General features: G+C 68.8%; 21 protein-coding genes and 1 pseudogene. 7 read left to right on the forward strand and 15 right to left on the reverse strand.

Features of this window, described 5'->3' with window-relative positions:
* Positions 1 to 85: 85 nt before the first annotated feature.
* The 4 genes from PFX91_RS08980 to PFX91_RS08995 all read right to left on the reverse strand — a co-directional run bounded on the left by PFX91_RS08980 (position 86) and on the right by PFX91_RS08995 (position 5,018).
* Entirely contained in the window at positions 86 to 1,555 is a 1,470-nt protein-coding gene (locus PFX91_RS08980; protein ID WP_285730839.1) for a glycoside hydrolase family 3 protein, read from the reverse strand.
* A 135-nt stretch (positions 1,556 to 1,690) separates the two neighbouring features.
* On the reverse strand, positions 1,691 to 2,662 hold the full coding sequence (locus PFX91_RS08985; protein ID WP_285730841.1) for a carbohydrate ABC transporter permease: 972 nt from the start codon (positions 2,660 to 2,662) through the stop codon (positions 1,691 to 1,693).
* A complete protein-coding gene (locus tag PFX91_RS08990; protein WP_285730842.1) occupies positions 2,659 to 3,648 on the reverse strand; it encodes a carbohydrate ABC transporter permease in 990 nt (329 codons plus the stop codon). The genes PFX91_RS08985 and PFX91_RS08990 overlap by 4 nt, the downstream gene beginning before the upstream one ends.
* A gap of 92 nt (positions 3,649 to 3,740) precedes the next feature.
* Positions 3,741 to 5,018, reverse strand: coding sequence for an extracellular solute-binding protein (locus PFX91_RS08995; RefSeq protein WP_285730844.1), 1,278 nt, complete (start codon positions 5,016 to 5,018; stop codon positions 3,741 to 3,743).
* A gap of 252 nt (positions 5,019 to 5,270) precedes the next feature.
* Here PFX91_RS08995 and PFX91_RS09000 point away from each other — a divergent pair, with 252 nt between their 5' ends.
* A complete protein-coding gene (locus PFX91_RS09000; protein WP_285730845.1) occupies positions 5,271 to 6,485 on the forward strand; it encodes an ROK family transcriptional regulator in 1,215 nt (404 codons plus the stop codon).
* Positions 6,486 to 6,603: 118 nt separating this feature from the next.
* On the opposite strand, the gene PFX91_RS09005 is transcribed toward PFX91_RS09000, so the two are convergent.
* Positions 6,604 to 6,738, reverse strand: coding sequence for a hypothetical protein (locus PFX91_RS09005; RefSeq protein WP_285730846.1), 135 nt, complete (start codon positions 6,736 to 6,738; stop codon positions 6,604 to 6,606).
* 287 nt (positions 6,739 to 7,025) lie between these two features.
* On the opposite strand from PFX91_RS09005, the gene PFX91_RS09010 reads away from it, so the two are divergent.
* The 4 genes from PFX91_RS09010 (at position 7,026) to PFX91_RS09025 (ending at position 11,811) form a co-directional block, all read left to right on the forward strand.
* Positions 7,026 to 7,220, forward strand: a complete 195-nt coding sequence (locus tag PFX91_RS09010) for a DUF3046 domain-containing protein (protein WP_285730847.1) — start codon at positions 7,026 to 7,028, stop codon at positions 7,218 to 7,220.
* 104 nt (positions 7,221 to 7,324) lie between these two features.
* Complete coding sequence (gene recA, locus PFX91_RS09015; protein ID WP_502888286.1) at positions 7,325 to 10,900, forward strand: intein-containing recombinase RecA; 3,576 nt, start codon at positions 7,325 to 7,327, stop codon at positions 10,898 to 10,900.
* Positions 10,893 to 11,480 (forward strand): regulatory protein RecX, encoded by a 588-nt coding sequence (locus PFX91_RS09020; protein ID WP_285730848.1) that lies wholly within the window; start codon positions 10,893 to 10,895, stop codon positions 11,478 to 11,480. Before recA ends, PFX91_RS09020 begins: the two co-directional genes overlap by 8 nt.
* A 25-nt stretch (positions 11,481 to 11,505) precedes the next feature.
* Complete coding sequence (locus PFX91_RS09025; protein ID WP_285730849.1) at positions 11,506 to 11,811, forward strand: VOC family protein; 306 nt, start codon at positions 11,506 to 11,508, stop codon at positions 11,809 to 11,811.
* A 30-nt stretch (positions 11,812 to 11,841) separates the two neighbouring features.
* On the opposite strand, the gene PFX91_RS09030 is transcribed toward PFX91_RS09025, so the two are convergent.
* From PFX91_RS09030 to PFX91_RS09050, 5 genes are all read right to left on the reverse strand, one after another.
* Positions 11,842 to 13,920, reverse strand: coding sequence for a S9 family peptidase (locus tag PFX91_RS09030; protein WP_285730850.1), 2,079 nt, complete (start codon positions 13,918 to 13,920; stop codon positions 11,842 to 11,844).
* Between the two features lie 171 nt (positions 13,921 to 14,091).
* A complete protein-coding gene (locus PFX91_RS09035) occupies positions 14,092 to 15,174 on the reverse strand; it encodes an amino acid ABC transporter permease (protein WP_285730851.1) in 1,083 nt (360 codons plus the stop codon).
* Positions 15,171 to 15,845, reverse strand: coding sequence for an amino acid ABC transporter permease (locus PFX91_RS09040; protein WP_285730853.1), 675 nt, complete (start codon positions 15,843 to 15,845; stop codon positions 15,171 to 15,173). The genes PFX91_RS09035 and PFX91_RS09040 overlap by 4 nt, the downstream gene beginning before the upstream one ends.
* Before the next feature lie 80 nt (positions 15,846 to 15,925).
* Positions 15,926 to 16,777 (reverse strand): glutamate ABC transporter substrate-binding protein, encoded by an 852-nt coding sequence (locus PFX91_RS09045; protein WP_285730855.1) that lies wholly within the window; start codon positions 16,775 to 16,777, stop codon positions 15,926 to 15,928.
* 46 nt (positions 16,778 to 16,823) lie between these two features.
* A complete protein-coding gene (locus tag PFX91_RS09050) occupies positions 16,824 to 17,567 on the reverse strand; it encodes an amino acid ABC transporter ATP-binding protein (protein ID WP_285730856.1) in 744 nt (247 codons plus the stop codon).
* Positions 17,568 to 17,973: 406 nt separating this feature from the next.
* Between PFX91_RS09050 and miaB the strand changes: the two genes are divergently transcribed.
* A complete protein-coding gene (gene miaB / locus PFX91_RS09055) occupies positions 17,974 to 19,440 on the forward strand; it encodes a tRNA (N6-isopentenyl adenosine(37)-C2)-methylthiotransferase MiaB (RefSeq protein WP_285731077.1) in 1,467 nt (488 codons plus the stop codon).
* A 223-nt stretch (positions 19,441 to 19,663) separates the two neighbouring features.
* Here the strand turns inward: miaB and PFX91_RS09060 are convergent.
* Positions 19,664 to 19,888 (reverse strand): annotated as a pseudogene (locus PFX91_RS09060) (IS982 family transposase); the annotation flags it as partial.
* 89 nt (positions 19,889 to 19,977) lie between these two features.
* Positions 19,978 to 20,985 carry a tRNA (adenosine(37)-N6)-dimethylallyltransferase MiaA gene (gene miaA / locus PFX91_RS09065; RefSeq protein ID WP_285730858.1) on the reverse strand — a complete coding sequence of 336 codons (1,008 nt, stop codon included), beginning with the start codon at positions 20,983 to 20,985 and terminating at the stop codon, positions 19,978 to 19,980.
* Positions 20,986 to 21,087: 102 nt separating this feature from the next.
* Here miaA and dapF point away from each other — a divergent pair, with 102 nt between their 5' ends.
* Positions 21,088 to 21,912, forward strand: a complete 825-nt coding sequence (gene dapF / locus PFX91_RS09070; protein WP_285730859.1) for a diaminopimelate epimerase — start codon at positions 21,088 to 21,090, stop codon at positions 21,910 to 21,912.
* Between the two features lie 19 nt (positions 21,913 to 21,931).
* On the opposite strand, the gene PFX91_RS09075 is transcribed toward dapF, so the two are convergent.
* From PFX91_RS09075 to PFX91_RS09085, 3 genes are all read right to left on the reverse strand, one after another.
* Positions 21,932 to 22,567 (reverse strand): ABC transporter ATP-binding protein, encoded by a 636-nt coding sequence (locus PFX91_RS09075; RefSeq protein WP_285730861.1) that lies wholly within the window; start codon positions 22,565 to 22,567, stop codon positions 21,932 to 21,934.
* Positions 22,568 to 22,585: 18 nt separating this feature from the next.
* A complete protein-coding gene (locus PFX91_RS09080) occupies positions 22,586 to 24,661 on the reverse strand; it encodes a bacteriocin-associated integral membrane family protein (RefSeq protein WP_285730863.1) in 2,076 nt (691 codons plus the stop codon).
* Between the two features lie 385 nt (positions 24,662 to 25,046).
* Positions 25,047 to 25,340 carry a lactococcin 972 family bacteriocin gene (locus tag PFX91_RS09085; protein ID WP_285730865.1) on the reverse strand — a complete coding sequence of 98 codons (294 nt, stop codon included), beginning with the start codon at positions 25,338 to 25,340 and terminating at the stop codon, positions 25,047 to 25,049.
* Between the last annotated feature and the right edge of the window lie 238 nt (positions 25,341 to 25,578).

Below are 25,578 nucleotides of genomic sequence, written 5' to 3' on the forward strand. Positions count from 1 at the left end.
CCGCCTTCAGGCGTCGAAGGCCGACCTGGGCGCACGAGCGCCGCGGGTGGGCCTCGCGGCTCGCACCGGCGGCGCCCTCGCGTCGCTAACCCCTCGTCGAGGGGACCCCCACCGTGCCGCCCAACAGCTCGGCGGCGCTCAGCCCGTTCACGTGCGCGGCACCGTAGGTGCTCACGTGGGCGGCGCAGTCAGGGCGCCAGATGGGCAGGCCCATCTCCACCACGACGGCCTCGGGACGGGCACTGAGAAGGCGCCTCACGAGGGCCCGCGCACCGGGGTAGCGGTGTGCGTCGCGCACCACCACGATCAGGTCGCGTCCCCGTGCGGCCTCCACCAGTCGGTCGGCGTGCGCCGTGTCGGGGGAGACCCGCTCGACGTCGGCGAACCAGGAACGCAGACCCCAGGGGACCTCTCCCACCGCCATACCGGCGGGGGCCTCCACCTCGACCACGTACGGGTCCTTCAGGGAAGGAAGGTCGCCTTCCACGCGCAGGGCACGGCGGGCCCCGTCCAGGCCCACATCCTCGGACCGGACGGTGTTCTCGCGAAGGGCCGCCGACTCGCGGATCCAGGTGCGCAGTTCGGCGTTGCGGGAGGCGGCCTCCTCCAGGCGTCGTAGGGGCAGACGTCCCTCGTGGACGGCCTCCACCAGGGCGGCGCGGATCAGGGCGACCTGATCGGCGTAGACGAACCTGCCCAGGCACAACAGGTCCACCCCGGCGGTCACCGCGCGCACGCAGGCCTCGGGGATGCCGATCCGCCCGCTGACCCCTTGCATCTCGATGGCGTCGCTGACCACGACGCCGGTGAAGCCGAGTTCCTCCCGGAGCAGGTCGTTGAGGATGTGGGGGGCGAGGGTGGCCGGCCCCTCACCGCCCAGGCCGGGCATCTCGATGTGCGCGGTCAGGATCGACCGGACCCCCGCCCGCACCGCGGCCCGGAAGGGCAGGAGTTCGCGACGGTGGAGCAGTTCGGCGTCGGCCTCCACCCTGGGCAGCACGTGATGGGAGTCCTGGGAGGTGGCGCCGTGGCCGGGGAAGTGCTTGGCGCACGCGGCCACGCCCGCCTCCTGGAGGCCCCGCACCGCGGCCTCCGCGTGCCGGGCCACGAGTGCGGGGTCGGCGCCGAAGGAACGGGTGCCGATCACCGGGTTGTCGTCGGCGACGTTGACGTCCACGGACGGGGCCAGGTCCATGTTGAAGCCCAACTCCGCGAGACGTCCTCCGAGCGAGCGCAAGGTGGCGCGGGTCAGCTCGGGATCGTCCACCGCGCCCAGCGCCGCGTTGCCCGGATAGTCACTGCCGCGCGCCTGCCCGATGCGGGTGACGTCGCCCCCCTCCTCGTCCAGGGAGATCAGCGGTGTGTCGGTGGCCTCGGCCAGGGAGGCGTTGAGCGCGGTCACCTGTGCGGGACCGTCGAGGTTGTTGTGGAACAGACAGACGCCGGAGATGCCGTCCTCCAGACCCTCCAGGACCCAGCGCGGGACGTGGTGGGACTCGAAGGGCACCAGCAGCGTGGCGTTGGCCAGACGCGCCAGGGTCGGGTCGTACGGCATGTGGACTCCGTTCGGCGAAGGGGTGCCCGGGTGGGCAGACGGGTGGCGTGGAAGCGGGGGGCGGTGGCGGGACGCGCGTCCGGGGCGGGCCCCACGGTGTCCACCGCGGGACCCGCCCCGGAGGGTGCGGTGCGATCAGCCTTTGACCGCGCCCATGGTCAGACCGGAGACCATGCGTCGCTGGACGAACAGGAAGAAGATCATCACGGGGATGGTCAACAGGGTGGAGGCCGCCATGATGGGCCCCCACTCGGTGCCGAAGCGGCCGAAGTAGTAGGACAGGGTCAGGGGCAGCGTGTAGTCGTCCGTGCTGCGGCCCAGGAACGTCAGGGCGACGATGAACTCGTTCCACGCGGTGATGAAGGCGAAGATGCTGGCCGCCACCAACCCCGGCGCCACCAAGGGCATGAGGATGCGCCAGAAGACGGTCCAGGGGCCGGCGCCGTCGATCGCCGCGGCCTCCTCCAGTTCCTTGGGCACCGCGGCGACGAAACCCCGCAGCATCATGATGGTGATCGGCAGGGACACGGCCGTGTACACGATGAGTAGACCGGACAGGTTACCGAGCAACTGCACACCGCCGAGGTCGGACAGGTGGCGGAAGTTGATGAAGATCGAGATGATCATCGCCTCCATCGGCACCATCTGGATCACCATCAGCAGCAGGATGAAGGCCGTGCGCAGCCGGAAGCGGAACCGGGCCACGGCCACGGCGGCCAGCAGGGACAGGAACGCTCCCATGGCCACGGCGGAGACCGTGACGAACAGGCTGTTGGCGAGGAACTGCCAGAAGTTCACCCCCGGGATCAGCTGGCCGTTGAGGACCCTGTCGAAGTGCGCCAGGGTCGGCGCCTTGGGCAGGATGCTCTGGTCGCGGGTGAAGATCTCGCCCACCGGCTTGAAGGCCGTGATGAGCATCCAGTACACGGGGAAGACGGAGAACAGGAACACCGCGGCACCGGCCAGGTACAGCGGCAGCGAGCGCAGGCGCCGCAGCGGGCCGCGGCGGTGGACGCGGCCGGTACGGCCGCCGGGGCCCGTCCCCGCGCTCGCGGTGGAGAGGGGCTCACGGACACGGGGTCCGACGGTGTCGTCGATCGCGGTCATCGGGTCTCCCCCTGGCGGATCATGATGCGCAGGTAGTACGCGGTGACGGCGAGGATCATCACGGTCATGACCACCGCGATCGCCGACCCCATGCCGTAGTTGGCGGGGCTGGCGCTGAAGCCCTGCTGGTAGATGTAGTACGAGAGCAGGTAGACGTCCTTGTTCTGGAAGCTGTTGGCCAGGACGTACAGCTGGGTGAACACCCGTAGGTCCCAGATGATCTGTAGGACCAGCAGCAGCGCGAACAGTGGCCGCAGCATCGGGAACGTGACGTTCCAGAAGGCCTTCCACGCGCCGGCCCCGTCCATCCTCGCCGCCTCGTACAGCTCGTGCGGAATGCTCTTGAGCCCGGCCAGGACGGAGACGGCCACGAAGGGGAAGGACTGCCAGACGATCACCGTGATCAGGATCGAGAACAGCGAGCCCGGTTCGAGGAACCAGTTGTACTCCAGCCAACCGCCGCCCACGAGCCAGTCCGGCATCCGGTCCAGCATCACGTTGACCAGCCCGCGCTCGGGCAGGAACAGCCAGCGAAAGACCAGGGAGGCGCTCAGCGCCGGGGTGGCCCAGGCGAGCATCATGCCCAGTGCCACGAACCCCGAGAACCACTTGGGGAGCTTGTGCAACAGCAATCCCACGAGAGTGCCCAGCACCATCGTGATGCCGACCATCAGCACACAGACCACGACCGTGTTGCGCAGGATCGTCCAGAACACGGGGTCGGTCAGCAGCTGCCGGTAATGGGCGAAGTCGTTCCAGGACGGCCCGGGCTGGTTGGGCAGGAGGTTGCGGGTGGTGAAGCTGGTGAGCGAGTACCAGACCATCTGCACGATCGGCCACAACAGCACGATCGACAGCAGGATCAGGGCCGGGAGGATGAGCAGGTACGGGGTGGGCGGTCTGCGGCGTGGGGACGCGGACTCGGCGCTGGGGGCCGAGCCGGGGCGGGCCCCACTCGCGGAGGTCGGTTCGACGGTCGATGCCATGGTCTTCTCAATCGAGGCGTGGTTCGGGCGCGGTGGGCGGGGTCCGTGCGGACCCCGCCCACGCGCTGCTTCACACGGTGCGTCGGTCGCGGTTACTCGACCGGCTCGTTGAGGACCGAGGTGAGCTCCTCGTCGGCGGCCTCCAGGACCTCCTCGGCGTCACCGCCGCGGACGATGTCCAGGACGGCGCCGGGAAGGATCTTGCCGTCCTGGTCGGCGGCGGTCCAACGCGGGGTGGTCGGGAAGAACCGGGTGTGCTGCATCTGCGTGGCGGCGGCGGCCCGGGCGGGGTCCTGCTGGTACTCGTCGTCGTCCAGCAGGGCCGGGTAGGCGGGGAAGAAGCCCGCGACGTCGGCGTAGCCCTTGCCGCCCTCCTCGTCGCCCAGGACGGTCAGCAGTTCGAAGGCCAGATCCGGGTGCTCGGTGGTGGTGAACACCGTCAGCGCGGAGCCACCCGCGAAGGCGGGGGCGATGCCGTCGGCGCCGGGGATCGGAGCGGCGGCGATGTTCTCGACCACGGAGGGGTCCTCGGCCTGCTCCTCCATCGCGCCGATCGCCCAGCCGCCGTCGATGTACATGCCGAGTTCGCTGTTGGCGATGTCGGCAAGGGCGATGAGCTCGTTCTGACCGACGTAGTCCTGCGGGGAGATGCCGTCGGTCGACAGGCTCGCGTAGAACTCGACGGCCTCGACGGTGGCGGGGTCGGTGAGCCGGCCCTCCCACGCGTCGCCGTTCTGCACGGCGATCTCGCCGCCGTTGCTCCAGATGAAGCTGGCGATACCGTTGGTGAAGTCGGTGGGTGCGGCGAATCCGGGGACGTCGTACTCGTCCTGGATGGCCTCGGCGACCTCGACGAGGTCGTCCCAGGTCTGGGGAGGCTCGTGGCCGAGCTCCTCCAACCAGTCGGCGCGGTAGTACAGAGTGCGTACGCCCGAGAACCAGGGGACGCCGTACTGGACGCCCTCGTAGGTGCCGTACTCCAGGGCGTTCTCGTCGATGCCCGCCGCCGCGTCCCACTCGCCGACCTGGTGGGTGATGTCCAGCAGGGCACCCTGGGAGGCCCAGCCCGCGACCTGGTCGTTGCCGACCTCCAGGACGTCGGGGGCGTCGCCGCCGGCGAGGGCGTTGGTGATGGACTCCTGCGCGTCGGGCCACGGGATGAACTCGACGTCGACCGAGACGCCGGGGTTGTCCTCCTGGAAACGTGCCTCGGCGTCCTCGAAGTACTCGACGAGGGACTCCTGGGAGGTGCCCATGACCCAGACGGTCAGGCTCTCGGCCTCACCGCCGTCGCCGGATCCGGAGTCGCCGCCGCACGCGGCGGCGAGCAGGACCACGGCCGTGGTCGCGGCGATCTTGGAGAATCTCATGTGTGCCTCTTCTCCCTTCGCACGGTGCGCCTGGGGTCGACGCCTGTGCTCGAACCGGCCTGGGATGATCGGGAATCATCCGGCGGCTCGACGTCTTCGTGGGGGTTGTGCTGGGATAGCACGTTGACCGCCCCGCCGGCGCGGGTACCGGAAGGGCCCGAAGCGGGCCTGCCAGGACGTGACCTCCTGTGAGGTTGTGAGCTAAATTAACAGGAAACTTTCCTAATAAAAACAGGGTGAGGTGTCACGGTTATGTCTCAACGTCCGGGGACTCCCCGGCTGCTACGCCAGCTCAATGATCGCGCGGCGCTCGAACTACTACTGTCCGCGGGACCCTTGACGAGGACACAGCTGGGAACGCGGACGGGGCTGTCCAAGGTGACCGCCTCCCAGCTCCTGGCGCGGCTGGAGGAACGGGACCTCGTTCGGGTGGTGGGTAGTCGGGCGGGGGGCCGGGGCCCCAACGCGGCGCTCTACGCCGTCGTGCCGGAAAGCGCTTACGTGGCCGCCTTGGACGTCAGCGCTCACCGGGTGACCGCGACGATCGCCGACATCACCGGCAGGATCGTCAGCGACGTCGCCGTCGACCCCAGCACCTCCGACGACCCCGTCGCACTCGTCCACACGGCGGTGATGCGCCTGGTCGACACCGCCGGTGTCCCCTTGGACAAGCTCCGCGCCTGTGTCATCGGTACCCCCGGCGTCGTTGATCCGCGCACCGGCGACATCCGCTTCTCCTTCGACCTGATGTCCTGGCACGAAGGGGTCCTCGAAGCCCTGCGCGCCGACCTGGAACGCTCGGTCATGATCGAGAACGACGTCAACCTGGCCGCCCTGGCGGAGCACTCCGAGGGAGCGGCCTCCGGGGTGTCCGAGTTCGTCCTCATCTGGCTCAGCGCCGGCGGCGGCGTCGGCATGTCCACCATGATCGACGGGCGTGTCCACCGCGGTCGGTCCGGTGGCGCGGGCGAGATCGGCTACCTGCCGGTGCCGGGCGCCCCCATGCCCACCGACGTGGGGCTGTCCGGGGGGTACGAGTCGCTGCGCGACGCCTCCAGTCGCGAGCTTCCCCACAGCTTCCAGGCCCTGGTCAAGGCCGGACAGGTGGTCGAACTCGCCGCCCGATACGGCATCGAGGGCACCGACGTCACCGAGGTCGTCGCGGCGGCCTCCACCGCGGGTACCCCCGGGGCGGACGCGTTCCTGGACGCCTTCGCCGAACGGCTCGCCCGTGGTGTCGCCGCCGTCACCGTCATCCTCGACCCGGGGCTGGTGGTGCTGGGTGGGGACGTGGCCCGCGCGGGTGGGACCAAGCTCGCAGAAAGGGTCCAGGCGGCCACCGCCCGCATAGCCCCCAACGCCACCGAGGTCGCCCTGGGATCGGTGGAAGGCAGCCCCGTCGTACGCGGTGCGCTCCTGCACGCCCTCCGACACGCGCGCGAGGAGGTGTTCTCCTCCACCGTCTGACCCGGTACGCCGGTGTGAGGGGCCCCTCCGTCGCGCCCGCCGCTTCCTGTGCCCCGGTTCCTCCTCACCCGGCCGGGGCACAGTGCCGTCGACGGCGGTCCCCCGTCCACGCTGACACTCAGAGCACCGGCTCGAAGGAAGCGAACACCTCCTCGACGACCTCCGCGTACTCGTGCCGTTCGGAGGCGGGAACGTTGATCTGGAGGTAGTACCCACGCCCCCTCTCCGCGACGACGGTGTACCGCCAGAGCATCCACGGTTCGGGGCGGTCCCACGCGGTGTTGCGGGGGAGCCGGCGGCCACCGCGCGCAGGCGTCCCACCGCGCCCGGCGGAGAGACCCGGGCACGTCCGCCCCCTCGGCGACGACGCGCGGCGTACGAGCGTGGGTCCGCCGGAAGGATCTGTTCGCGTCAGGTGCGTGCGGCGGTCCGAAGCGGTCGGGAGGACACGTCGCGCGGTTCGTGTCGCGAGTGCGTTTTCGGAGGAACGGAACCCCTGACAGGACGCGTCGGAGGTGTTCATCCCCGATACTGGGCGCGATGAGACTCACGGTTTTCTGGCACAACATGCACGAGCAGTTCGGCGAGGCCTACGCCGAGAGCCTGGCCAAGGACTACGTCCTGGAGGGGCTCGGTTCCCGCACGGTCGAACAGGCCCTGGCCGACGGGGTGGGCGCCAAGGAGGTGTGGCGTGCCGTGTGCGAGGCCTTCGACCTGCCGGCCTCGGCACGCTGATCCGGACAGGTCCCGTACACCGCATCGAACAAAGGTTCGGGTAGTGTGGGTCTTCCACAGGCGAACGTCGGACGTCGCGATTGTCGTACCGGCCGCGTAGCGTCGTGCACATCATGAAGAAGAAGGCATCGACCCAACAGGGGTATCCCGTGGCATCTGGAGACCGAGACAAGGCTCTCGAAACAGCGCTCGCCCAGATCGAGCGGCAGTTCGGCAAGGGCTCCGTCATGCGTTTGGGCGATGACGAGCGTCCGCCGATCGAGGCGATCCCCACCGGGGCGATCGCCCTCGACGTGGCCCTGGGCATCGGAGGACTCCCCAAGGGTCGTGTCGTGGAGGTGTACGGACCGGAGTCGTCAGGTAAATGCCTGACGGCGGACACCTACATCTGGACCGACCGGGGCATGGAGACCGTCGCGGAGCTCTTCGAGCGCGCGGGACAACCCGTCACCTGCACCAGCCGTGTCACCGATGTGCGTGAGCAGGGCATCCGCGTGGTCAACGAACGCGGGGAGTTGGAGACGGTCGCGGCCCTGACGCACAACAACCGCAAGTCGGTCCTGCGCCTCACCACCACTTCGGGCCGTCAGGTCAGCGTCACCCACAACCACCCGCTCCGGGTGATGAACGAGGACGGCTTCATCGTCTGGCGCAAGGCAGGGAAGCTGCAGGAGGGCGACATCCTCGTCTCGGCGCGTTTTGGTGCCAACGAGGCGGCCCTGGGTGGAGGCCTGACCGAGGACGAGGCCGTGTTCCTCGGCTATCTCGTCGCCGAGGGAAGTCTCGGAGCAACCTCCTCGGTGCGTTTCAGTAACGGGGACGAGGAGGTCGGCAGAGAGTTCTCCTCCATCGCCACCTGGCTCTTCGACACCGAGGTCAAGGAGTACGAGGGCAAGAACTGCAGGGAGTATGTGCTCCCGGGGGTGGTCCTGCGCAAGCAGATCGCCGAGCGTTACGGGCTCGACTACGTCAACGCCGCGGGCAAGCGCGTCCCCCCCGGGGTTCGTACCGGCGGTGACAAGATCCAACGGGCCTTTCTGTCCGCGCTCTTCGAGGGCGATGGCTGGATCGACAACAGTTCCACCATCGGCCTGGCCAGCGCCTCCGAGCAGCTCGCACGGGACGTGCAGCTCCTGCTCTACGGCCTGGGTGTCCCCGCGTCGCTCCATAGCAAGTACAACCCCACCTATGAGCGGGACTGCTGGACCGTCACGATCAACGCCTCGGTGGCGCACCGTTTCCTCGACGAAGTGGGCTTTCGCTCCCAGCGTCGTGCGGCACAGGTGGAGAAGAACTTCCGGCTCACCTCCCGAAGCCCGCAATGCGAGAACATCCCGCATGTTCGGGGGCTGATCCAGAGTCTTCGCGACTCCGTGGGCGGCGACCGCGACTTCGACCGGGCCGCGGGAGACCTCTTCCGTGTGGACATGGATCTGCCGTGCAGCCGCAACCGGCTGGTCGACATCATCGACTGGGCCGAGAGCCGCGGACAGGACCTTCCCTCCTCGGCTCGGGTGATCCTCGGTCACCTGAAGGAACTGATCACCGCTCCCTACACCTATGAGCGGATCACGGCCATCGAAGACGGCGGAGAACAGCCGACCTTCGACATCATGCTGCCCGAGACGCACAGCTTCCTGGCCAACGGCGTGCTCTCCCACAACACCACCGTCGCCCTGCACGCGGTGGCCAGCGCCCAGAAGGCGGGCGGTATCGCGGCCTTCGTCGACGCCGAGCACGCGTTGGACCCCGAGTACGCCAAGAAGATCGGCGTCAACACCGACGACCTGCTGCTCTCCCAGCCCGACACGGGTGAGCAGGCGCTGGAGATCGTCGACATGCTGATCCGCTCCGGCGCGATCTCCATCATCGTCATCGACTCCGTGGCGGCCCTGGTGCCCCGCGCCGAGATCGAGGGCGAGATGGGCGACAGCCACGTGGGTCTACAGGCCCGCCTGATGTCGCAAGCGTTGAGGAAGATCGCCGGTGCCCTGCACCAGACGAACACCACCGCCATCTTCATCAACCAGCTTCGTGAAAAAGTCGGTGTGATGTTCGGGTGCATGCATTACAACACCCGGGTGACCCTCGCGGATGGTACGCAGGAGAAGATCGGGAAGATCGTCAACCAGAAAATGGATGTCGAGGTCCTGTCCTACGACCCGGAGAAAGACGAGATCGTTCCTCGGAAAATCGTCAACTGGTTCGACAACGGCAAGACCGATCACTTCCTCCAGTTCACCGTGGCGCGTTCGGGGAAGAACGGGCGCTCTCAGTTCGCCGCGACCCCCAACCACCTGATCCGTACCCCCGGAGGATGGCGTGAAGCCGGTGAACTCCTTCCGGGAGACCGGGTCCTGACCGCTCAGACGCATTACCTGAGTGAGCAGCAGCGTCAGGTGATCCTCGGCTCGGTGATGGGAGACGGCAGCCTCTCCCCGAACACCCAGGGCCGTACCGGTACCCGCTTCAGGATGGGGCACGGCGCGGCGCAGACGGACTACCTGGACTGGAAGGTCTCGCTCCTGGGAAACATCGCCCACAGCCGCACCAGCAACGACAAGGGAGCGGTGTTCGCCGACTTCACGCCGCTTCCCGAGCTGGCGGAGCTGAGGGAGGCGGTCTACTTCGGTGACGGAAAGAAGCATCTGAGCTGGGAGTACCTCAAGAGCCTCACTCCCTTGGCGTTGGCTGTCTGGTACATGGACGACGGCTGCTTCACCGTCCGTTCCAAGGGCGCTCAGGTTCGGACCGAGGGAGGCAGCGGGCGCATCGAGATCTGCGTCGAGGCCATGAGCCCCGGTACCCGGGAGCGGCTCACCGAGCACCTACGGGACACCTACGGACTCGACGCCGAACTCGTCACCCGAGGTAGTGCCCGCGAGTACTTCATCCGATTCACCACCGCGGCCTCCGCCCGCTTCCAGGAGCTGGTGGCGCCGTACGTACACGAATCCATGGCCGACAAGCTGCTGCCCCGTTTCCAGGGGCGGTGCACGGTCGTCCCCGAGTTCTCCGAACCGGTCGAGCGTCTAGTGGCCTCCCCGATCCTCGACATCCACGTCAAGCCGGAGACCCGGGGCATGCACCGCTTCGACATCGAGGTGGAGGGCAACCACAACTACTTCGTCGACGGTGTCATGGTGCACAACAGTCCCGAGACCACCACCGGTGGCCGGGCGCTGAAGTTCTACTCCTCGGTCCGTCTGGACGTGCGCAGGATCGAGACGCTCAAGGACGGTACCGACGCGGTCGGGAACCGCACCCGCGTCAAGGTCGTGAAGAACAAGGTGGCGCCGCCGTTCAAGCAGGCGGAGTTCGACATCCTGTACGGCGTGGGCATCTCCCGCGAGGGCAGCCTCATCGACCTGGGCGTGGAGCACGGGATCGTGCGCAAGTCCGGTGCCTGGTACACCTACGAGGGCACCCAGCTGGGCCAGGGCAAGGAGAACGCGCGCAACTTCCTGCGCGAGAACACCGACGTGGCCAACGAGGTCGAGAAGAAGATCAAGGAGAAGCTGGGCGTACCCGCCAAGGGCGACGACAGCGCCTCCGGCTCGGCCGGCGACGCCACGGAAGCCGCCAAGAAGGCGGCCCCGGCCTCGGCCACGGCCGCCGCCAAGGCCCCCGCCAAGCGCGCCTCGGCCAGGACGACCAAGGCGCCCACGACCGATGAGTAGTGAGGGGCGCCGGCCCAGGGGCCGGCCCCCCTCGGACTCCCCGCGGGACGGGTCCTCCTCGGACGGGCGACGCCCGTCCGAGGAGGACCCCGAGAGCAGGGCCCGCGCACTGGTCCTACGGATGCTCACCCACTCTCCGCGCACCCGCGCCCAGCTGGAGCGGTCGCTGCGCGACCGGGGATTCGACGAGGACGTCATCGTCTCGGTCCTGGGCGAGTTCGGCGAGGCCGGACTGGTCGACGACGCGGCCTTCTCCCAGGCCTGGGTGTCCTCGCGTCACCACGGTCGGAAACTCTCCCGCCGTGCGCTGGCCCAGGAGCTGCGCACCCGTGGAGTGGAGGAGGACACCGTCCAGGAGGCCGTGGGCGGGCTCAGCGACCAGGACGAGGAGGAGGCCGCTCGCGATCTGGCGCGTCGCCGCCTGGCCGCCAGCCGGGGCAAGAACAAGGAGATCCGGATCCGCCGCACTCTGAGCGCCCTCGCCCGCAGGGGGTACTCCTCCGGCCTGTCCTATCGGATCGTCAGGGAGGAACTCGAACGCGAGGGTGTGGAGGCCGACCTGTACGACCCCGACACGTGAACCCGGCCCGGAGAGGGAGCCCGGTGTGGAGGAGACCGTCCCCTCCCACGGGTCGCGGACTCCGGCTCGTCCGTGGCCCGGTACGGGCGGTCGGGCTTCGTCCGGCGGTGAGGGCACCGTTGGCGTACCCGGCACGCCGGACTTCGTGGAGGCCGCACGAGGGCGGGTCCGCCTGTTCCCGTCCGCACACGCGGGTGATGCCCGTCCCGACACCCTGGTCCACCTCAGGGTGCGGGGCGTGGACGTGAGCGCGGCCGAGTTCGGCGCCACGGTGGGGAAGACGCCGTGGGGTCGCGAGGTGGAACTGCGCGACCCCGACGGGCACCGGTGACGGGTGGGTGTTTCGGGGGACCGATGCCGATCAGTCGGCCGTGGCGGTGTCCGCGGGACGGGGGGCCCGCTCCTCGGTGCCGTCGCCGGAGGCCTCCGTAGTGGTCTCGTCGGCCTGCTCCGGTGTCTTCGCGGCGGTCTCGGGGAGGGGTGCGGGCGCGGTGGTGACCAGTTCCAGAGGGGGCACGTCGGTCTCGAACCCGAACACCCGCGCGTAGAGCGCCAGCTCCGCCTCCAAGGCACGCACGCGCACCTTCCGGGCGGTGAAGCCATGGCCCTCGTCGGCGAACTCCAGCAGCGCGTACGGCACCTCGTGCGCCGCCAACGCGGTCGCCATGGACCTGGCCTGCTCGGGGGGTACCACCGTGTCCGCCAGGCCCTGGAGGAGCAGCACCGGCGCGTTGATCTCCCCGGCCCGGTTGACGGGTGAGCGTTCGCGGTAGCGCTCGGTGAACCCCGGCAGCGGCCCCACCAGGGAGTCCAGGAACCGCGACTCGAAGTCGTGCGTGGTCTCGCTGAACCCCAGCAGGTCGGTGACCCCGAACAGGGACACCCCGCACGCGAACGTGTCGCCGGTCAGCGCCATCAGCGCCGTGTAGCCGCCCGCGCTCGGGCCGCGAACGGCCAGTCTCTCGGGGTCGGCCAGGCCCCGCTCCACCAGGGCCCGCGCGGCGGACACGCAGTCCTCCACGTCCACCACGCCCCACTCCTGGTGCAGGCGTTTGCGGTACGAGCGTCCGTATCCGGTGGAGCCGCCGTAGTTGACGTCCACCACACCGATGCCGCGACTGGTGAAGTAGGCCTTGGCCAGGTCGAACTCCAGCGTGCACGCCGACACCGGGCCGCCGTGGGCCCACACCACGTAGGGCGCGGGTCCTTGTGGGTCGATGTCGGGATGGGTCGGCGGGTAGACGTTGGCGTACACCGGCCTGCCGTACCGTCCCGGCAACGTCTCCTGGCGGGGGGTCGGTAGATAAGCAGGGTCGGGTGCCTTCTCGGCGGATCGGCGCAGGACCTCCGTCCTTCCCGTCTCGGGGTCCAGCCGTACCAGGCACGGGGGCTCGGTGGGGGAGGAGGCCACCCCGACCACCGTGCGTCCGTCGGTGTCCAACATCGACCACGTGGTCAGGTCGGTGCGCAGCGGTGTCAGGTCCAGGGTGTCGGGATCGTACACGCTCGGGGTCATGTTCGCGTGGCCGTGCAGGGTCACGAGACGACCCGAGTCCAGTACACAGAACGACCGTTCGCCCAGGCGTCCGGGAGAGGCGTGGAACTCCTCCTCGGCCGGGTACAGCGCGATCGCCTGTCCGGTCATCCCGGCCTGGTACAGGTTCCACCAGCCGGGCCAGTCGGAGGCCACGTACAGTGACGATCCGTCCGCCCAGACGGGGGAGACCACCGACTCGTCGAATCCGCCCTTGAGCGTGTACTCACCGGTGAGTCCGGACTCCGCCAGGGTCCCCACCCGCAGTTCGCTGCCGTCCCAGGGCATCCGGGGGTGGTTCCACCGCACGTAGGCCAGGCGTTCGCCGTCGGGGGAGGGCGTGGGGGAGGCGTAGAAGTCCGCGCCCGAGACCAGTTCGCGCACCGCGGACGCGTTCTGCGCGGCCCGACCCGACAGTGGCACCGACACGATCGAGCGGCGGACGGCGCCGTCGGAGTGCTGTTCGCGTACACAGAGCACCGCGCGTCCGTCCGGACTGAGCGCGGGGTCGGCGTAGCGCGAGGTCGCGCCGTCGTCGGGGGTGAGCGGTACGGGTTCTCGGGAGCCGCGCTCCAACAGGTAGAGGCGTTGGTCGGCGGAGGAGGAGAAGACCACGCCCATGCGGGTGATGGCCTTGTCGTCGCGGCGGGGGACGGGCAGGTAGGAGCGTCCCCCGTACTCGTGCACCCGGGTGGCGGCGCTCCAGGGGGAGGGCAGCAGGTCGGTCACCGTTCCGTCGGCGTCGCGCCGCATGAGGGTGGTGCGCCCCTCCTCCGGGAGGCTCTCCTCCCACCAGACCTCCTCGTCCACGACGGAGGGGAAGGAGATCCGCCGCACCCCTCGGGTGACGTCATCTGCGCTGATGGGCGAGGGCCAGGAGCCGTGGGGACTCGACAGTTCAGACATGTCCGCTCAGGGTGGGTCGTGGGTTCACTTCGATGACATATCGACCTTAGTCCTCGCTCGCTCTCCTGTGCAGTCCCTCAGGACAGGTCGCCGGGCCGTGCCCATGTCCACGAGAGCGGCGGCCCCGTTCACGCCGGGGCGTGAACGGGGCCGTGTGGGAGGGGGCGGGGGTCAGTCGCGTCCGTCCCGTGGAGCACCGTCGTCGGAGTCGTCACCGGGGCCGGTGCGTTCGTCCTCGGAGAGGGTGTCGGGCAGGGGCTCCTGCACGGTGGGCTCCACCGCGACGGAGGCGCCCGCGGCGCCCGTGGCGGTGCCGAGCCTCAGTGGCGCGTCCAGAGCGTCCGTCGGCTTGGCCGAGGGCTTGCCACGGCGGGCGTTGCGTCGTTCCAGCCAGATCGCGACCCGGCTCAGGGCCAGGTTGATGATGATGTAGATGACGGCGCAGATGATCGCCGCGGGGATCACGTTGCTCTCGCGCGTGGCCAGCAGGGTGAAGCTGCGCAGGAGCTCGGGGAAGGCGATGATGTAACCGAGCGCGGAGTCCTTGAGCAGGACCACCAACTGGGCCACGATCGCGGGCATCATCGCGGTGACCGCCTGCGGGATCAGGATCACCCACATGCGTTGGGTCCTGGTCATCCCGATGGCCTGCGCGGCCTCGGACTGGCCCTTGGGCACGGCGAGGATGCCCGCGCGGAAGACCTCGGCCAGGACCGACCCGTTGTACAGGGTCAGGCCGGTGACCACGGCGGCCAGGGCGGTCACCTGGAAGGTTCCGGGAGGGATGTCGAACAGCTGGTAGGCCACGATGGGCAGCGCCATCGTGAAGAAGATCAGCATCAGCAGCGGAATGCCGCGGAAGAACTCCACCACGGCACCCGACGCGGCGCGGACCCACCAGCGCTCGGACAGGCGTCCGATGCCGAACACCAGGCCGAAGACGAGCGCCAGGACCGAGGCGGTCAGAGCGGCGGTGAGGGTGTTCTGTAGGCCCGGGATGACGTAGTCGGTCCACGTGGCGGGACGCAGGAACGGCTCCCACTTGGAGGCGGCCCACTGTCCCGACGGGTTGACGGCCCAGGTGGCCGGGTCGAACAGGGAGGCCTCCCTGTCGCGGAGGGTCTGGTTGAACCCCAGGTACAGGGTCGCCAGGCCGACGACGAAGACGACCAGGGCGATGGCGGTGTACAGGACGTTGCGCGCACGGGCCTTGGGGCCGGGCGCGTCGAACAGCACGGAGGTCTGGGTGCTCATCGGACCACCGCCACACGCTTGGCGAGCCAGCCGAAGAAGTAGCCCATCGGCAGGACCAGGATCAGGAAGCCGATGGCGAAGCCGACGAAGGTGGGCAGGACCGGCGCGATCCCCTGGTCGAACATGAGCTTCATCTCCCTGGACGCCTCCTGAACGCCCAACCCCGCGACGGAGGCGACGGTCGTGTTCTTGGTCAGTGCGATGAGGACGCTGCCCAGCGGGCCGACGACGGTGCGCAGTGCCTGCGGGATGACGATCAGTCGCAGGTTCTGGGTGAAGGTCAGTCCCAGTGAACGGGCGGCCTCCACCTGGCCGAGGGGGATCGTGTTGATGCCCGCTCGCAGCGACTCCGAGACGAAGCAGGCGGTGTAGGCGGAAAGGCCGATGACCGCCCACCAGAAGACGTCCCAGGCCACGCTGTCGGCCATGCTCAGGCCCAGGGCGCTGTTCAGTCCCAGGCCGCAGAACAGCAGGACGAGTGTCAAAGGGGTGTTACGGATGCCCTCGACGTAGGCGGTGGACAGTCCGCGGAGCAGGGGGACGGGGGACACCCGCATCGCGGTGAGCAGGACGCCCAGGACGAAGGAGAAGAGGGCGCTGAGAAGGGTGAGCCGGACGGTCCATGAGAAACCGTCCACAACCCTGTCGATATTGCTGAGAAAGGCTTCCATGGGTCCCAGCTGGTCAGGGGCCTTGTGGCGGGGCCGCGGACGGCCCCGCCACAAGGCGTGCGGTCAGTGGAAGAAGGGACTTACTGGCAGTCCTCGAGCTCGGGCACGGACTCCTCGTAGGCGAAGTCGGTGGCGCCGAAGGCGGCCTCCAGGGCTTCGGTGGCCGCGCTCTCCTCCCACATCTTGGCGATGGCCGCGTTGACCTCCTCGCAGCGCTCGGTGGAGCCGGGGGGCAGACCCACGCCGTACTTCTCCTCACCGAAGGGGTTGTTGACCATCCGGTAGTCGTCGGGGTTCTGCGCGGCGAAACCGGCGAGGATGGTGTTGTCGGTGGTCACCGCGTCGACGGTGCCGTTACCGAGCAGCTCCAGGCACTCGGAGTAGTTGCCCGCCTCGCGCAGTTCGGCGTCGATGCCCATGTCGTCGACGATGTTGTGCGCGGACCGGGAACCGGAGGCCGAGCACAGCACCTTGCCGGCCAGGTCGTCGGGCCCCTGGATGTCCTCGTTGTCGGACGCCACGAGGATGTCCTGCTGGGCGACGTAGTACGGGCCGGCGAAGTCCACCACCTCGCTGCGCTCGTCCGTGATCGAGTAGGTGGCGATCACCATGTCGACGGTCCCCTGCTGGAGGAAGGACTCGCGGTTGGCCGAGGCGGCCTCGGCCCACTCGATCTGCTCAGGGGAGTAGCCGAGTTCACCGGCGATGTAGGTGGCCACGTCCACGTCGAAGCCGACGGGGGCGCTGCCCTCGAGCAGTCCCAGCCCGGGCTGGTCGTACTTGACGCCGATGGTGATGGTCTCGCCGCCGTTGCCGCCTTCGTCGCCGCCGCCGTCTCCGCCACCGCCGACGTCGGCGGTACCGCAGGCGCTGAGGGCGAAGGCCAGAGCCGCGACGCCGCCCAGGACGCCACTGATACGACGAACTCGCATGGGGGTTACCTCTTCTTCCTTGGTTCGTGTGAAAACGCGAGAAAAGCTAGTGGGTCAGGATCTTGGAGAGGAAGTCCCTGGCCCGTTCCGTTCGTGGGCTGCCGAAGAACTCGTCCGGCGTGTTCTCCTCGACGATCTGCCCGTCGGCCATGAAGACGACCCGCTTGGCGGCACGGCGGGCGAAGCCCATCTCGTGGGTGACCACGACCATCGTCATGCCCTCCTTGGCCAGGTCGGTCATGACGTCGAGCACCTCCTGGACCATCTCCGGGTCCAGGGCCGAGGTGGGTTCGTCGAACAGGATCACCTTCGGGTTCATGGCCAGGGCACGGGCGATCGCCACGCGCTGCTGCTGACCGCCGGAGAGCTGCGCGGGGTACTTGTGGGCCTGGTCGGCGATCTGGACGCGCTCCAGCAGCTCCATGCCGCGCTTCTCGGCGTCGGCCTTCTTCGACCGCAGGACCTTCATGGGCCCCAGGGTCACGTTCTGCAGCACCGTCTTGTGCGCGAACAGGTTGAAGGACTGGAACACCATGCCCACGTCGCTGCGCAGTTTGGCCAGGGCACGGCCCTCGGCGGGCAGCGGCTGTCCGTCCAGGGTGATCGTTCCGGAGTCGATCGTCTCCAGGCGGTTGATCGTGCGGCACAGCGTCGACTTGCCGGAACCGGACGGCCCGATGACGACTACCACCTCGCCGGAGTTAACCGTCAGATTGATGTCGCGGAGCACGTGCAGGTCGCCGAAGTGCTTGTTGACGTTCTCCAGCACGACGAGAGGAGTTGAGGTCATGGTCGGAACCTAATGGGTCCGGACTGTCGTGTCATCACGAAATTGCCACTGGGCTGTGGAGTAGCAGACTTGTTACGACGGGATTGGCGAAACTGTTACCGCTTGAGACGGTTAAGCGTTCTCCTGTCGCTCCCTGTCATGACTTCGTGCTCCAGCGTCTCGTCCGTGTGCGATCTCAGGGGGCTCGGGGGTCGCCTGTTCCTCCTGTATCTCCTTCTCCTCGCAGGTTGCAGGAGCCTCACGGAGCGCGGGGTGCTACGGAGCGTGGGAAGGCGGGAACAGGCGGTGCGAGGGGTGCGGGCGCACGGCGGAGGGGGACGGATCCGTCGTCGCCGACGACGACCGGAACCGGAGGGTCCGCGGCAACGGATAGCCTGGTTCCGTGAGCCAGAGTCGTACCTACCAAGTGCGGACCTACGGCTGCCAGATGAACGTCCACGACTCCGAGCGCCTCTCCGGTCTGCTGGAGGACGCTGGGTACGCGCGCGCAGCCGAGGACACCACCGCAGACATCATCGTCTTCAACACCTGTGCGGTCAGGGAGAACGCCGACAACCGCCTGTACGGCAACCTCGGTCACCTGCGACCGGTCAAGGACGCCAATCCGGGCATGCAGATCGCGGTCGGGGGCTGCCTGGCCCAGAAGGACCGCGGTGAGATCGTCCGCCGTGCGCCCTGGGTCGACGTGGTGTTCGGCACCCACAACATCGGTTCGCTGCCCGCCCTGCTGGAACGCGCCCGCGTCCAGAAGGAGGCGCAGGTGGAGATCGCCGAGTCACTGGAGCACTTCCCCTCCACGCTGCCCAGCCGCCGCGAGTCGGCCTACGCCGCGTGGGTGTCGATCTCCGTGGGATGCAACAACACCTGCACCTTCTGCATCGTGCCCGCGCTGCGCGGCAAGGAGCAGGACCGTCGACCCGGCGACGTGCTCGCGGAGGTGCGCGCACTGGTGGCCGAGGGCGTCAGCGAGATCACCCTGCTCGGTCAGAACGTCAACGCCTACGGTAGTGGTTTCGGCGACCGGCAGGCCTTCTCCAAGCTGCTGCGCGCCTGCGGGGAGATCGAGGGCCTGGAACGGGTCCGTTTCACCTCGCCCCACCCACGTGACTTCACCGACGACGTGATCGAGGCGATGGCCCAGACCCCCAACGTCATGCCGCAGTTGCACATGCCCTTGCAGTCGGGTTCGAGCAAGGTCCTCAAGGACATGCGCCGCTCCTACCGTCAAGAGCGCTTCCTGAGCATCGTGGAGAAGGTGCGCGCCGCCATGCCCCACGCCGCGATCACCACCGACATCATCGTGGGCTTCCCCGGCGAGACCGAGGAGGACTTCGCCGAGACGCTGCACGTGGTCCGCGAAGCCCGTTTCGCCATGGCGTTCACCTTCCAGTACTCCAAGCGCCCCGGCACACCGGCGGCCACGATGGACGGTCAGGTGCCCCCGGAGGTGGTCAAGGAGCGCTACCAGCGTCTGGTGGAGCTCCAGGACCGGATCTCCTGGGAGGAGAACCAGAAGCTGGTCGGGCGCGAGGTCGAGCTGCTGGTGGCCGAAGGGGAGGGCCGTAAGGACGGGGAGCGGCGCCGTCTCTCCGGCCGGGCCCCCGACAACCGACTGGTGCACTTCGCCCTGGGCGAGGGCGAGGAGCCCCGCCCCGGCGACATGGTGACGGTGGAGGTCACCTACGCCGCCCCGCACCATCTGGTGGCGGACTCGGGCATCCGGAGTCTGCGGCGCACCCGCGCGGGTGAGGCCTGGGCCGCCCGCAACGGTCTGCCGGCGCAGGACGGGAAGCCGGGAGTGCTACTGGGACTGCCCAAGGTCGGTGTTCCGGTGGAACAGCCCGCGGCCCCGGGCGGTTGCTGCGAGGTCTGATTCCGACACGGATCATGAGGCGGTCCCGACACGGTGCGGGACCGCCTTCCTCCTTCTCCGGCGAGGTGTACGGGGACGGTCGGCCGGTCCCGCGCAGGCACGAGCCGGGTGGGCGCGGATCCGACGGCCACGCGTGATGTCGCGGCGACCATGTTCCCCGTCTCCCCGTCCCCCCGTGTGACCGTGCGACCGGTCGTCACAGTGGGGACAGGAGGCCACGTTCGGGAAGGCGGGAGAAGAGGTGGCCGATGCGGTGCGGGGCGGCGCGCATCCAGTGGCGTTCGGGATCATGCCGCAGCAGGACCTGGGCCACCGCGACGCAGACCGGTTCGGCGTCGGTGAGCAGCCGGTTGGGGCCGCGTTCGACGGGTTGTTCGCGTGAAGGCAGGACGTGGTCGTCCAGATGGGCGTAGAGTGCTGTCAGGAGGGCGTCAAGGTTGGTCGTCACACACCGATCCTCGACGCCCTTCGCCATGTGCGCAGGAGTTTCAGGAAACTCCCAGCAGCCCGTGCCACCAACCTCACCGAACAGCACACCTAGTCCATGACCGGTCGGGCGCCGGGGACCCAGGTGGACACGTCGACCAGGGCCTCGTCCCGCCCCGGGTCGGCCCAGGAGCCGGACAGTGCCCGGTCCACCAGTGTCAGTGTCCGGTCGGCGAGGTCCGGAGCGTCGTAGGGCAGCCACCGCACGCGCGGATCGCGGCGGAACCACGACTCCTGACGCCGGGCGAAACGGCGGGTGGCCTGAGCGGTGGAGGCCCTGGCCTCCGTCTCCGAAAGCCCGCCGTCCAGCTGGGCCAGGGCCTGGGCGTAGCCGAGCGCACGCGAGGCGGTGCGGCCACGGCGCAGCCCCAGTGCGTCCAATCTCCGTACCTCCTCCAGCAGTCCCTCGTCCCACATGCGGTCCACACGAAGGTCGATGCGTTCGTCCAGTTCCGAGCGTGGCGCCGTCAGGCCGATCTGTAGACAGGGGTAGAAGGAGGTGTGGTCCGGCAGGTTCGCGGTGAAGGGCCTGCCGGTCAACTCGATGACCTCCAGTGCGCGCACGATGCGGCGTCCGTTACCGGGCAGGATGGCGCCGGCAGCCGCCGGGTCGGCCTCGGCCAGCCTGGTGTGCAGTACCCCCGGACCGACCTCCTCCAGCTCCGCCTCCAGGCGGGCGCGGATCGCGGGGTCGGTACCCGGGAAATTCAGATGGTCCAGGACCGCGCGCACGTACAGACCCGAACCGCCGACCAGGACGGGAAGGACGTCGCGGTCGGCGCATTCCTCGACGCGGGCGCGGGCCATGGCCTGGTAGCTCGCCACGTCGGCGGCCTCGGTGACCTCCCAGACGTCGAACAGGTGGTGGGGGACCCCGCGTCTTTCCTTCTCGGTGAGTTTGGCGGTACCGATGTCCATGCCGCGGTAGAGCTGCATGGAGTCGGCGTTGATCACCTCCGCCCGGCGTCCGGTGCGCTCCTCCATGCGCAGGGCCACCTCGACGGCCAGGTCCGATTTACCCACAGCGGTCGGGCCTACGACCGCGATCACCTTGATCATCCTTCCAGCGTAATTCTCCTCCCGGGGTCCTCCCGACCCCAAGGCACGAGGCCCGGGAGGGCGACGACGGACCGGCGGGAGGGGACGGCCGCCGCCCCTAGGATGGTCGGCATGCGATTCGCCAAGGGCCACGGCACACAGAACGACTTCGTCATCCTCCCCGACCTCGACGGGGAGTTCGATCTGACGGAGGAGACCGTCCGTCTCCTGTGCGACCGCAGGGCCGGGATCGGCGGCGACGGTGTCCTGCGGGTGGTGCGCACGCGCGCCTTGGGTGAGAAGCTCGCTCCGGCCGCCCGTACGGCCGAGCGCGCCGAGTGGTTCATGGACTACCGCAACGCCGACGGCAGCGTCGCCGAGATGTGCGGAAACGGGGTGCGGGTGTTCGCCCGCTACCTGCGGCACACGGGCCTGGTGGAGGACGACCACTTCGAGGTGGGCACGCGAGACGGTGCCAAGCAGGTGTGGGTGGAGCCCGCGGGCGACATCACCGTGGACATGGGGCGTGTGGAGAAGCAGGGCACGTCCTCGGCGGGACTGGCCCGACAGGTGGTGCACGGGGCCCAGATCTCCGTGGGCAACCCCCACCTGGCCTGTGAGGTGGCCGGACCGGTCTCCGAGGTCGATCTGACCGAGCCGCCGGTGCTGGACACCGAGGCCTTCCCCGCCGGTGCCAACGTCGAGGTCTACGCCGAGACCGAACCGGGGGTGCTGGAGATGCGCGTGTACGAGCGTGGTTCGGGCGAGACCCGCTCCTGCGGTACCGGGATCGTCGCGGCCGCGGCGGCGGCCACTCCGAACGGAGAGGGAGCGACCTGGCGTGTGCGCGTCCCCGGAGGGGAGTGCACGGTGTTCCTGGACGCGGACGGTGCCCGGCTGCGCGGCCCCGCCGTCATCGTGGCCGAGGGCGAGACCGTCCTGGTGTGATGACCGCCCCCGGTCCTCCTCAGACGCCGACCGTCCTTCGGGTGTGAACGTCGAAGACCGTGTCGCACGCGTCGCGCACGTCGTCGTCGTGCGTGGCGATCACCACCGCGCAGCCCTCCCGGCTCATCCGGCGCAGTACGTCCACCACCATGGCGCCGTTGTCGTTGTCCAACGCGCCGGTGGGCTCGTCGGCCAGGACCAGGGAGGGGCGTTTGACCAACAGGCGTGCCAGCGCGACGCGTTGCTGCTCGCCGCCGGAGAGATGGTGCACCTTCTCCCTCTCCCGTCCGGCCAGACCGACCCGTTCCAGGGCGTGTGCGTGGTCGGGCCTGGTGCCGCGTCTTCTGGCCACGTCGAGGTTGGCCTTGACGGTGGCGTTCTCGATGAGGGCGTAGTTCTGGAAGAGGTAGCCGAGTCGGTCGCGGCGGAAGCGCCGTTGGCCACCGGGCCCCAGTCGGGTGACGTCGGTGCCCTCGAAGAGGATGTGTCCACCGCTGGGTCTTTCCAACAGACCCATGCAGTTGAGCAGGGTGGTCTTGCCCGAACCGCTGGCACCGACCAGCGCGAGCATCCGGCCCGGCTCCACCGACAGGTCGAGGCCTTCCCACAGGGTGCGGGGGCCGAAGGACTTGGTGAGGTTCTTGACGATCATCATGGTGTTCCCCGGGGGGTGTCAGGCCTGGGAGGCGCCTTCACGGACGATACGGCGGTGGAGGAGGACGAGTGCGCCGAAGGTGAGGGCGAGGGAGGCCAGCGCGATGCCCGCGGCGTAGAAGGGTTCGAACCCGGTGGTGTTCACGGCGCTCGGCGGCAGAGGGCTTGTCGGGTCGTCGGCCGCGGCCAGTGTGGCGAGGGTGTCCCACGTGGCCCAGCCCAGGAACGCCACCGCGATGGCCCCCTCGATGATCAGTAGCCGTCGGTGGGTGGAGACGAAGGTCCATCCACTGATGTGCCGGGCGAAGATGCTCTGAGCCCGTGCGCGCACGTGCACGAGGCACGCGGCGGTGGCGGTCAGCAGCAGTACGGTGCTCGCGCCGACGAGATTGAACAGCTCACCGCGCAGCGCGGTCAGGGTGTCGGCGTGCTCCTTCAGAGCACCGGTGGTGAGCTTCTCGACCATGGAGATGTAGCGGGAGGCCTGGGGGTTCTCGGCGCGGAAGGTCTCCACCACGTCCGGGTCGGGAAAGACCGTTCCCCGGCCGGACATGTGGTTGACGTAGCTGGTGTCGGACATGACATGGCCGTTGGGCAGGACCACGAGGACCGGCTCGTGCAACAGGGGAAGGGCGAGAGGGCCTTCGGGCCGCTCCGCCCCGTAGGTGAACACGGTCTGTCCTTCGGCGGCCGACAACACCTCGATGTCGAAGGCGCGCCCTGGGACGGCGTTCATCTCCAACCAGTGGTCGCTCAGGCCCTCGACCAGAGGATCGGGGTCGATGGAGGCGGACTCGGGGACGATGACGCGGACGGACTCGGACGGTCCGTGACGCTCTCCGGACGGTGAGAGGACCTCCTGTTCGGCCAGGAAGGTGTCGTTGACGATGAGGACGGGGGGGTCCGGATCGGATGGCCGTGGGGAGTCCGGTGCGGCGGGCAGGAGCGTGGAGGGCGTGGCGTGGACCGCCAGCACCATGTCGCCGTCGGCGTCGACCCCGCGTAGCCAGGGGCCGAGTTCGTCGTCGACGGCCTGAGCGTCGGACCAGCCGTAGTGGGCGCTCAACGCGGGGCGGGAGGTGTCGCCGTAGCGCTCGTAGACCTGTAGTCCGATGCGCTGGTCACGGACGTCCTGGGCGAGGACGACGACCGTGCCGACGATGACCAGGGTCAGGGCGAGCACGGGGACGCGCACCAGGTAGATGGCGATGGTGGTGCTGCGCACGGGTATGCGGCCCTTGAGCGCCGGCAGGATGCCGGTGGTGTGCACCAGGGCGAGCATGGCCGCGTGCACGACCAGGCAGGACGCGACGAGTATCGCCAGGAAGGTCAGGGCCAGGGTCGTGTAGGCGCCGAGTTGGTTCCAGCCGTTGTAGAGGCCGAGGAAGGCCAGGGTGACGGCGACCACCGCGGGCAGGGCGATCGCGTACAGGCGTGCGACCTTGATCCACTCCCGGCGCAGGACGCCGGCGTAGGAGTGACCCTGAAGACGCATCACGGCGTGTCGGCGGGAGGCGAGCAGGACCCCGGCGCCGACGGCGGTGACGGTGGCGAGCACGGCGACGGCCAGGAGGTTGAACAGGTAGCCGCCGGTGAAGTAGTGCCACAGTCGGGTGAGGGAGGCGCCCGGCGGCTCTCGCAGCCCGTGGTCCGTGAACGCGTCGAGCAGCGCTGTCCGGGCCTGTGGGGGACCGAAGACGAGGTAGTACCCGTTGGGGCCCACGTCGTCGAACTCCGTGAGGGGATGCGTCTCGATGCCGAATCCGCGGCCGAAGGAGGGGTACCCGTTCTCCAACCAGTCCGCGTAGTGGGACGCGGGGTCGGAGACCGCGAGGTACATGTGGGCCTTCGACGACGGTTCGTTGACGTCCAGGACGGTGTATCCGATGGCGGCGTCGTACTCGTCGGCGACGTCCTGCACGGTACGCGCGACCTCGCGGTTGTCGTGGGTCCCGTCGTTCTCCGTGATCCACACCATCTCCGAGTCCTCAAGGACGTAGACGGTCCGTTCGGCGGTGGCGGCGAGGAGGAAGGCGAGGAGCGCGGCGAACGCGAGGCACGCCGTGTAGGCGAAGGCGATGGTTCTGTCGGGCATGCTGTCCTGGCACGTGGGCGGGGCGACCCGCTGATGGGGGCCGGCGGGTTCGTCGGTGGTGGGCCGTGCTCGCCTCGGACCCTCGTCTCACCCTTGCCCGCCTGTGCGAAGACCGTTGAACGCGGTCCCTCTCGGGTGACCGGAGTACGGGGATGCTCGGCGACCGTGGACCCCGAACGGCCCTCTAGGGGGCCTGGACGGGGCTCCACGGAACAGCACACCTAGGTCGTGTTTTTTGCATCATTCCGGGCTCGCGTCCACCAGGCCGCCTCTCGCTACGCCTCTGCGCTCGTGAAGCACGACCAGGCTGAACTTCGCACATCGTCTTGCGAGAGATTGCCTGGACGGCCGCTCGCTGACCCGAAAGCCTTCTAAAAAACACTCCCTAGCCGCAGTGCCGCCAGTAGGTCTCGTTGTTGTACAGGGCGCGGGGGGCGGTCGCCTTGGAGGTGTATCCGGGCAGGTATCCGGTGGATCTGACGGTGTAGGTCCCCACAGCCGTCGACCCGTGACAGCGTGTGGCGTGGAAGTAGTCCGAGTACACGGTCGAGGCGGTGAGCCCGTGCCACCAGGTGCCACCGCCGACGTACTCGGTGGCGGCCGAGGCGACACCGGCGGTCCCGGCGGTGAGACCGGCGGCGACCGCGAGGGTCACCATGGCCTTCTTCAACGCGTTCATCGTTTCCTTTCCGGCGTGTCCGCAGAGGGGGAGGTCGCGGTGGCCTCGAAAGAACCTATAGGCCGTTGATCACCATGTCCATCTGGTTTCGGTCTTTGGCGCCTGTTTTCGGGCATCTCGGGTTATCGCTCGTTGAACGGAGGGTGAGCGTCCTGTTCCGGCAGGTGGATCTTTTTCGTGTGTGATACCGATTCCAGGATTGAAGAACCTTTATCGGTTATCCGAATTGTCGATGAGA

Source organism: Nocardiopsis sp. ATB16-24, assembly GCF_030271535.1.
In the GTDB taxonomy this organism is placed as follows: Bacteria; Actinomycetota; Actinomycetes; order Streptosporangiales; family Streptosporangiaceae; genus Nocardiopsis.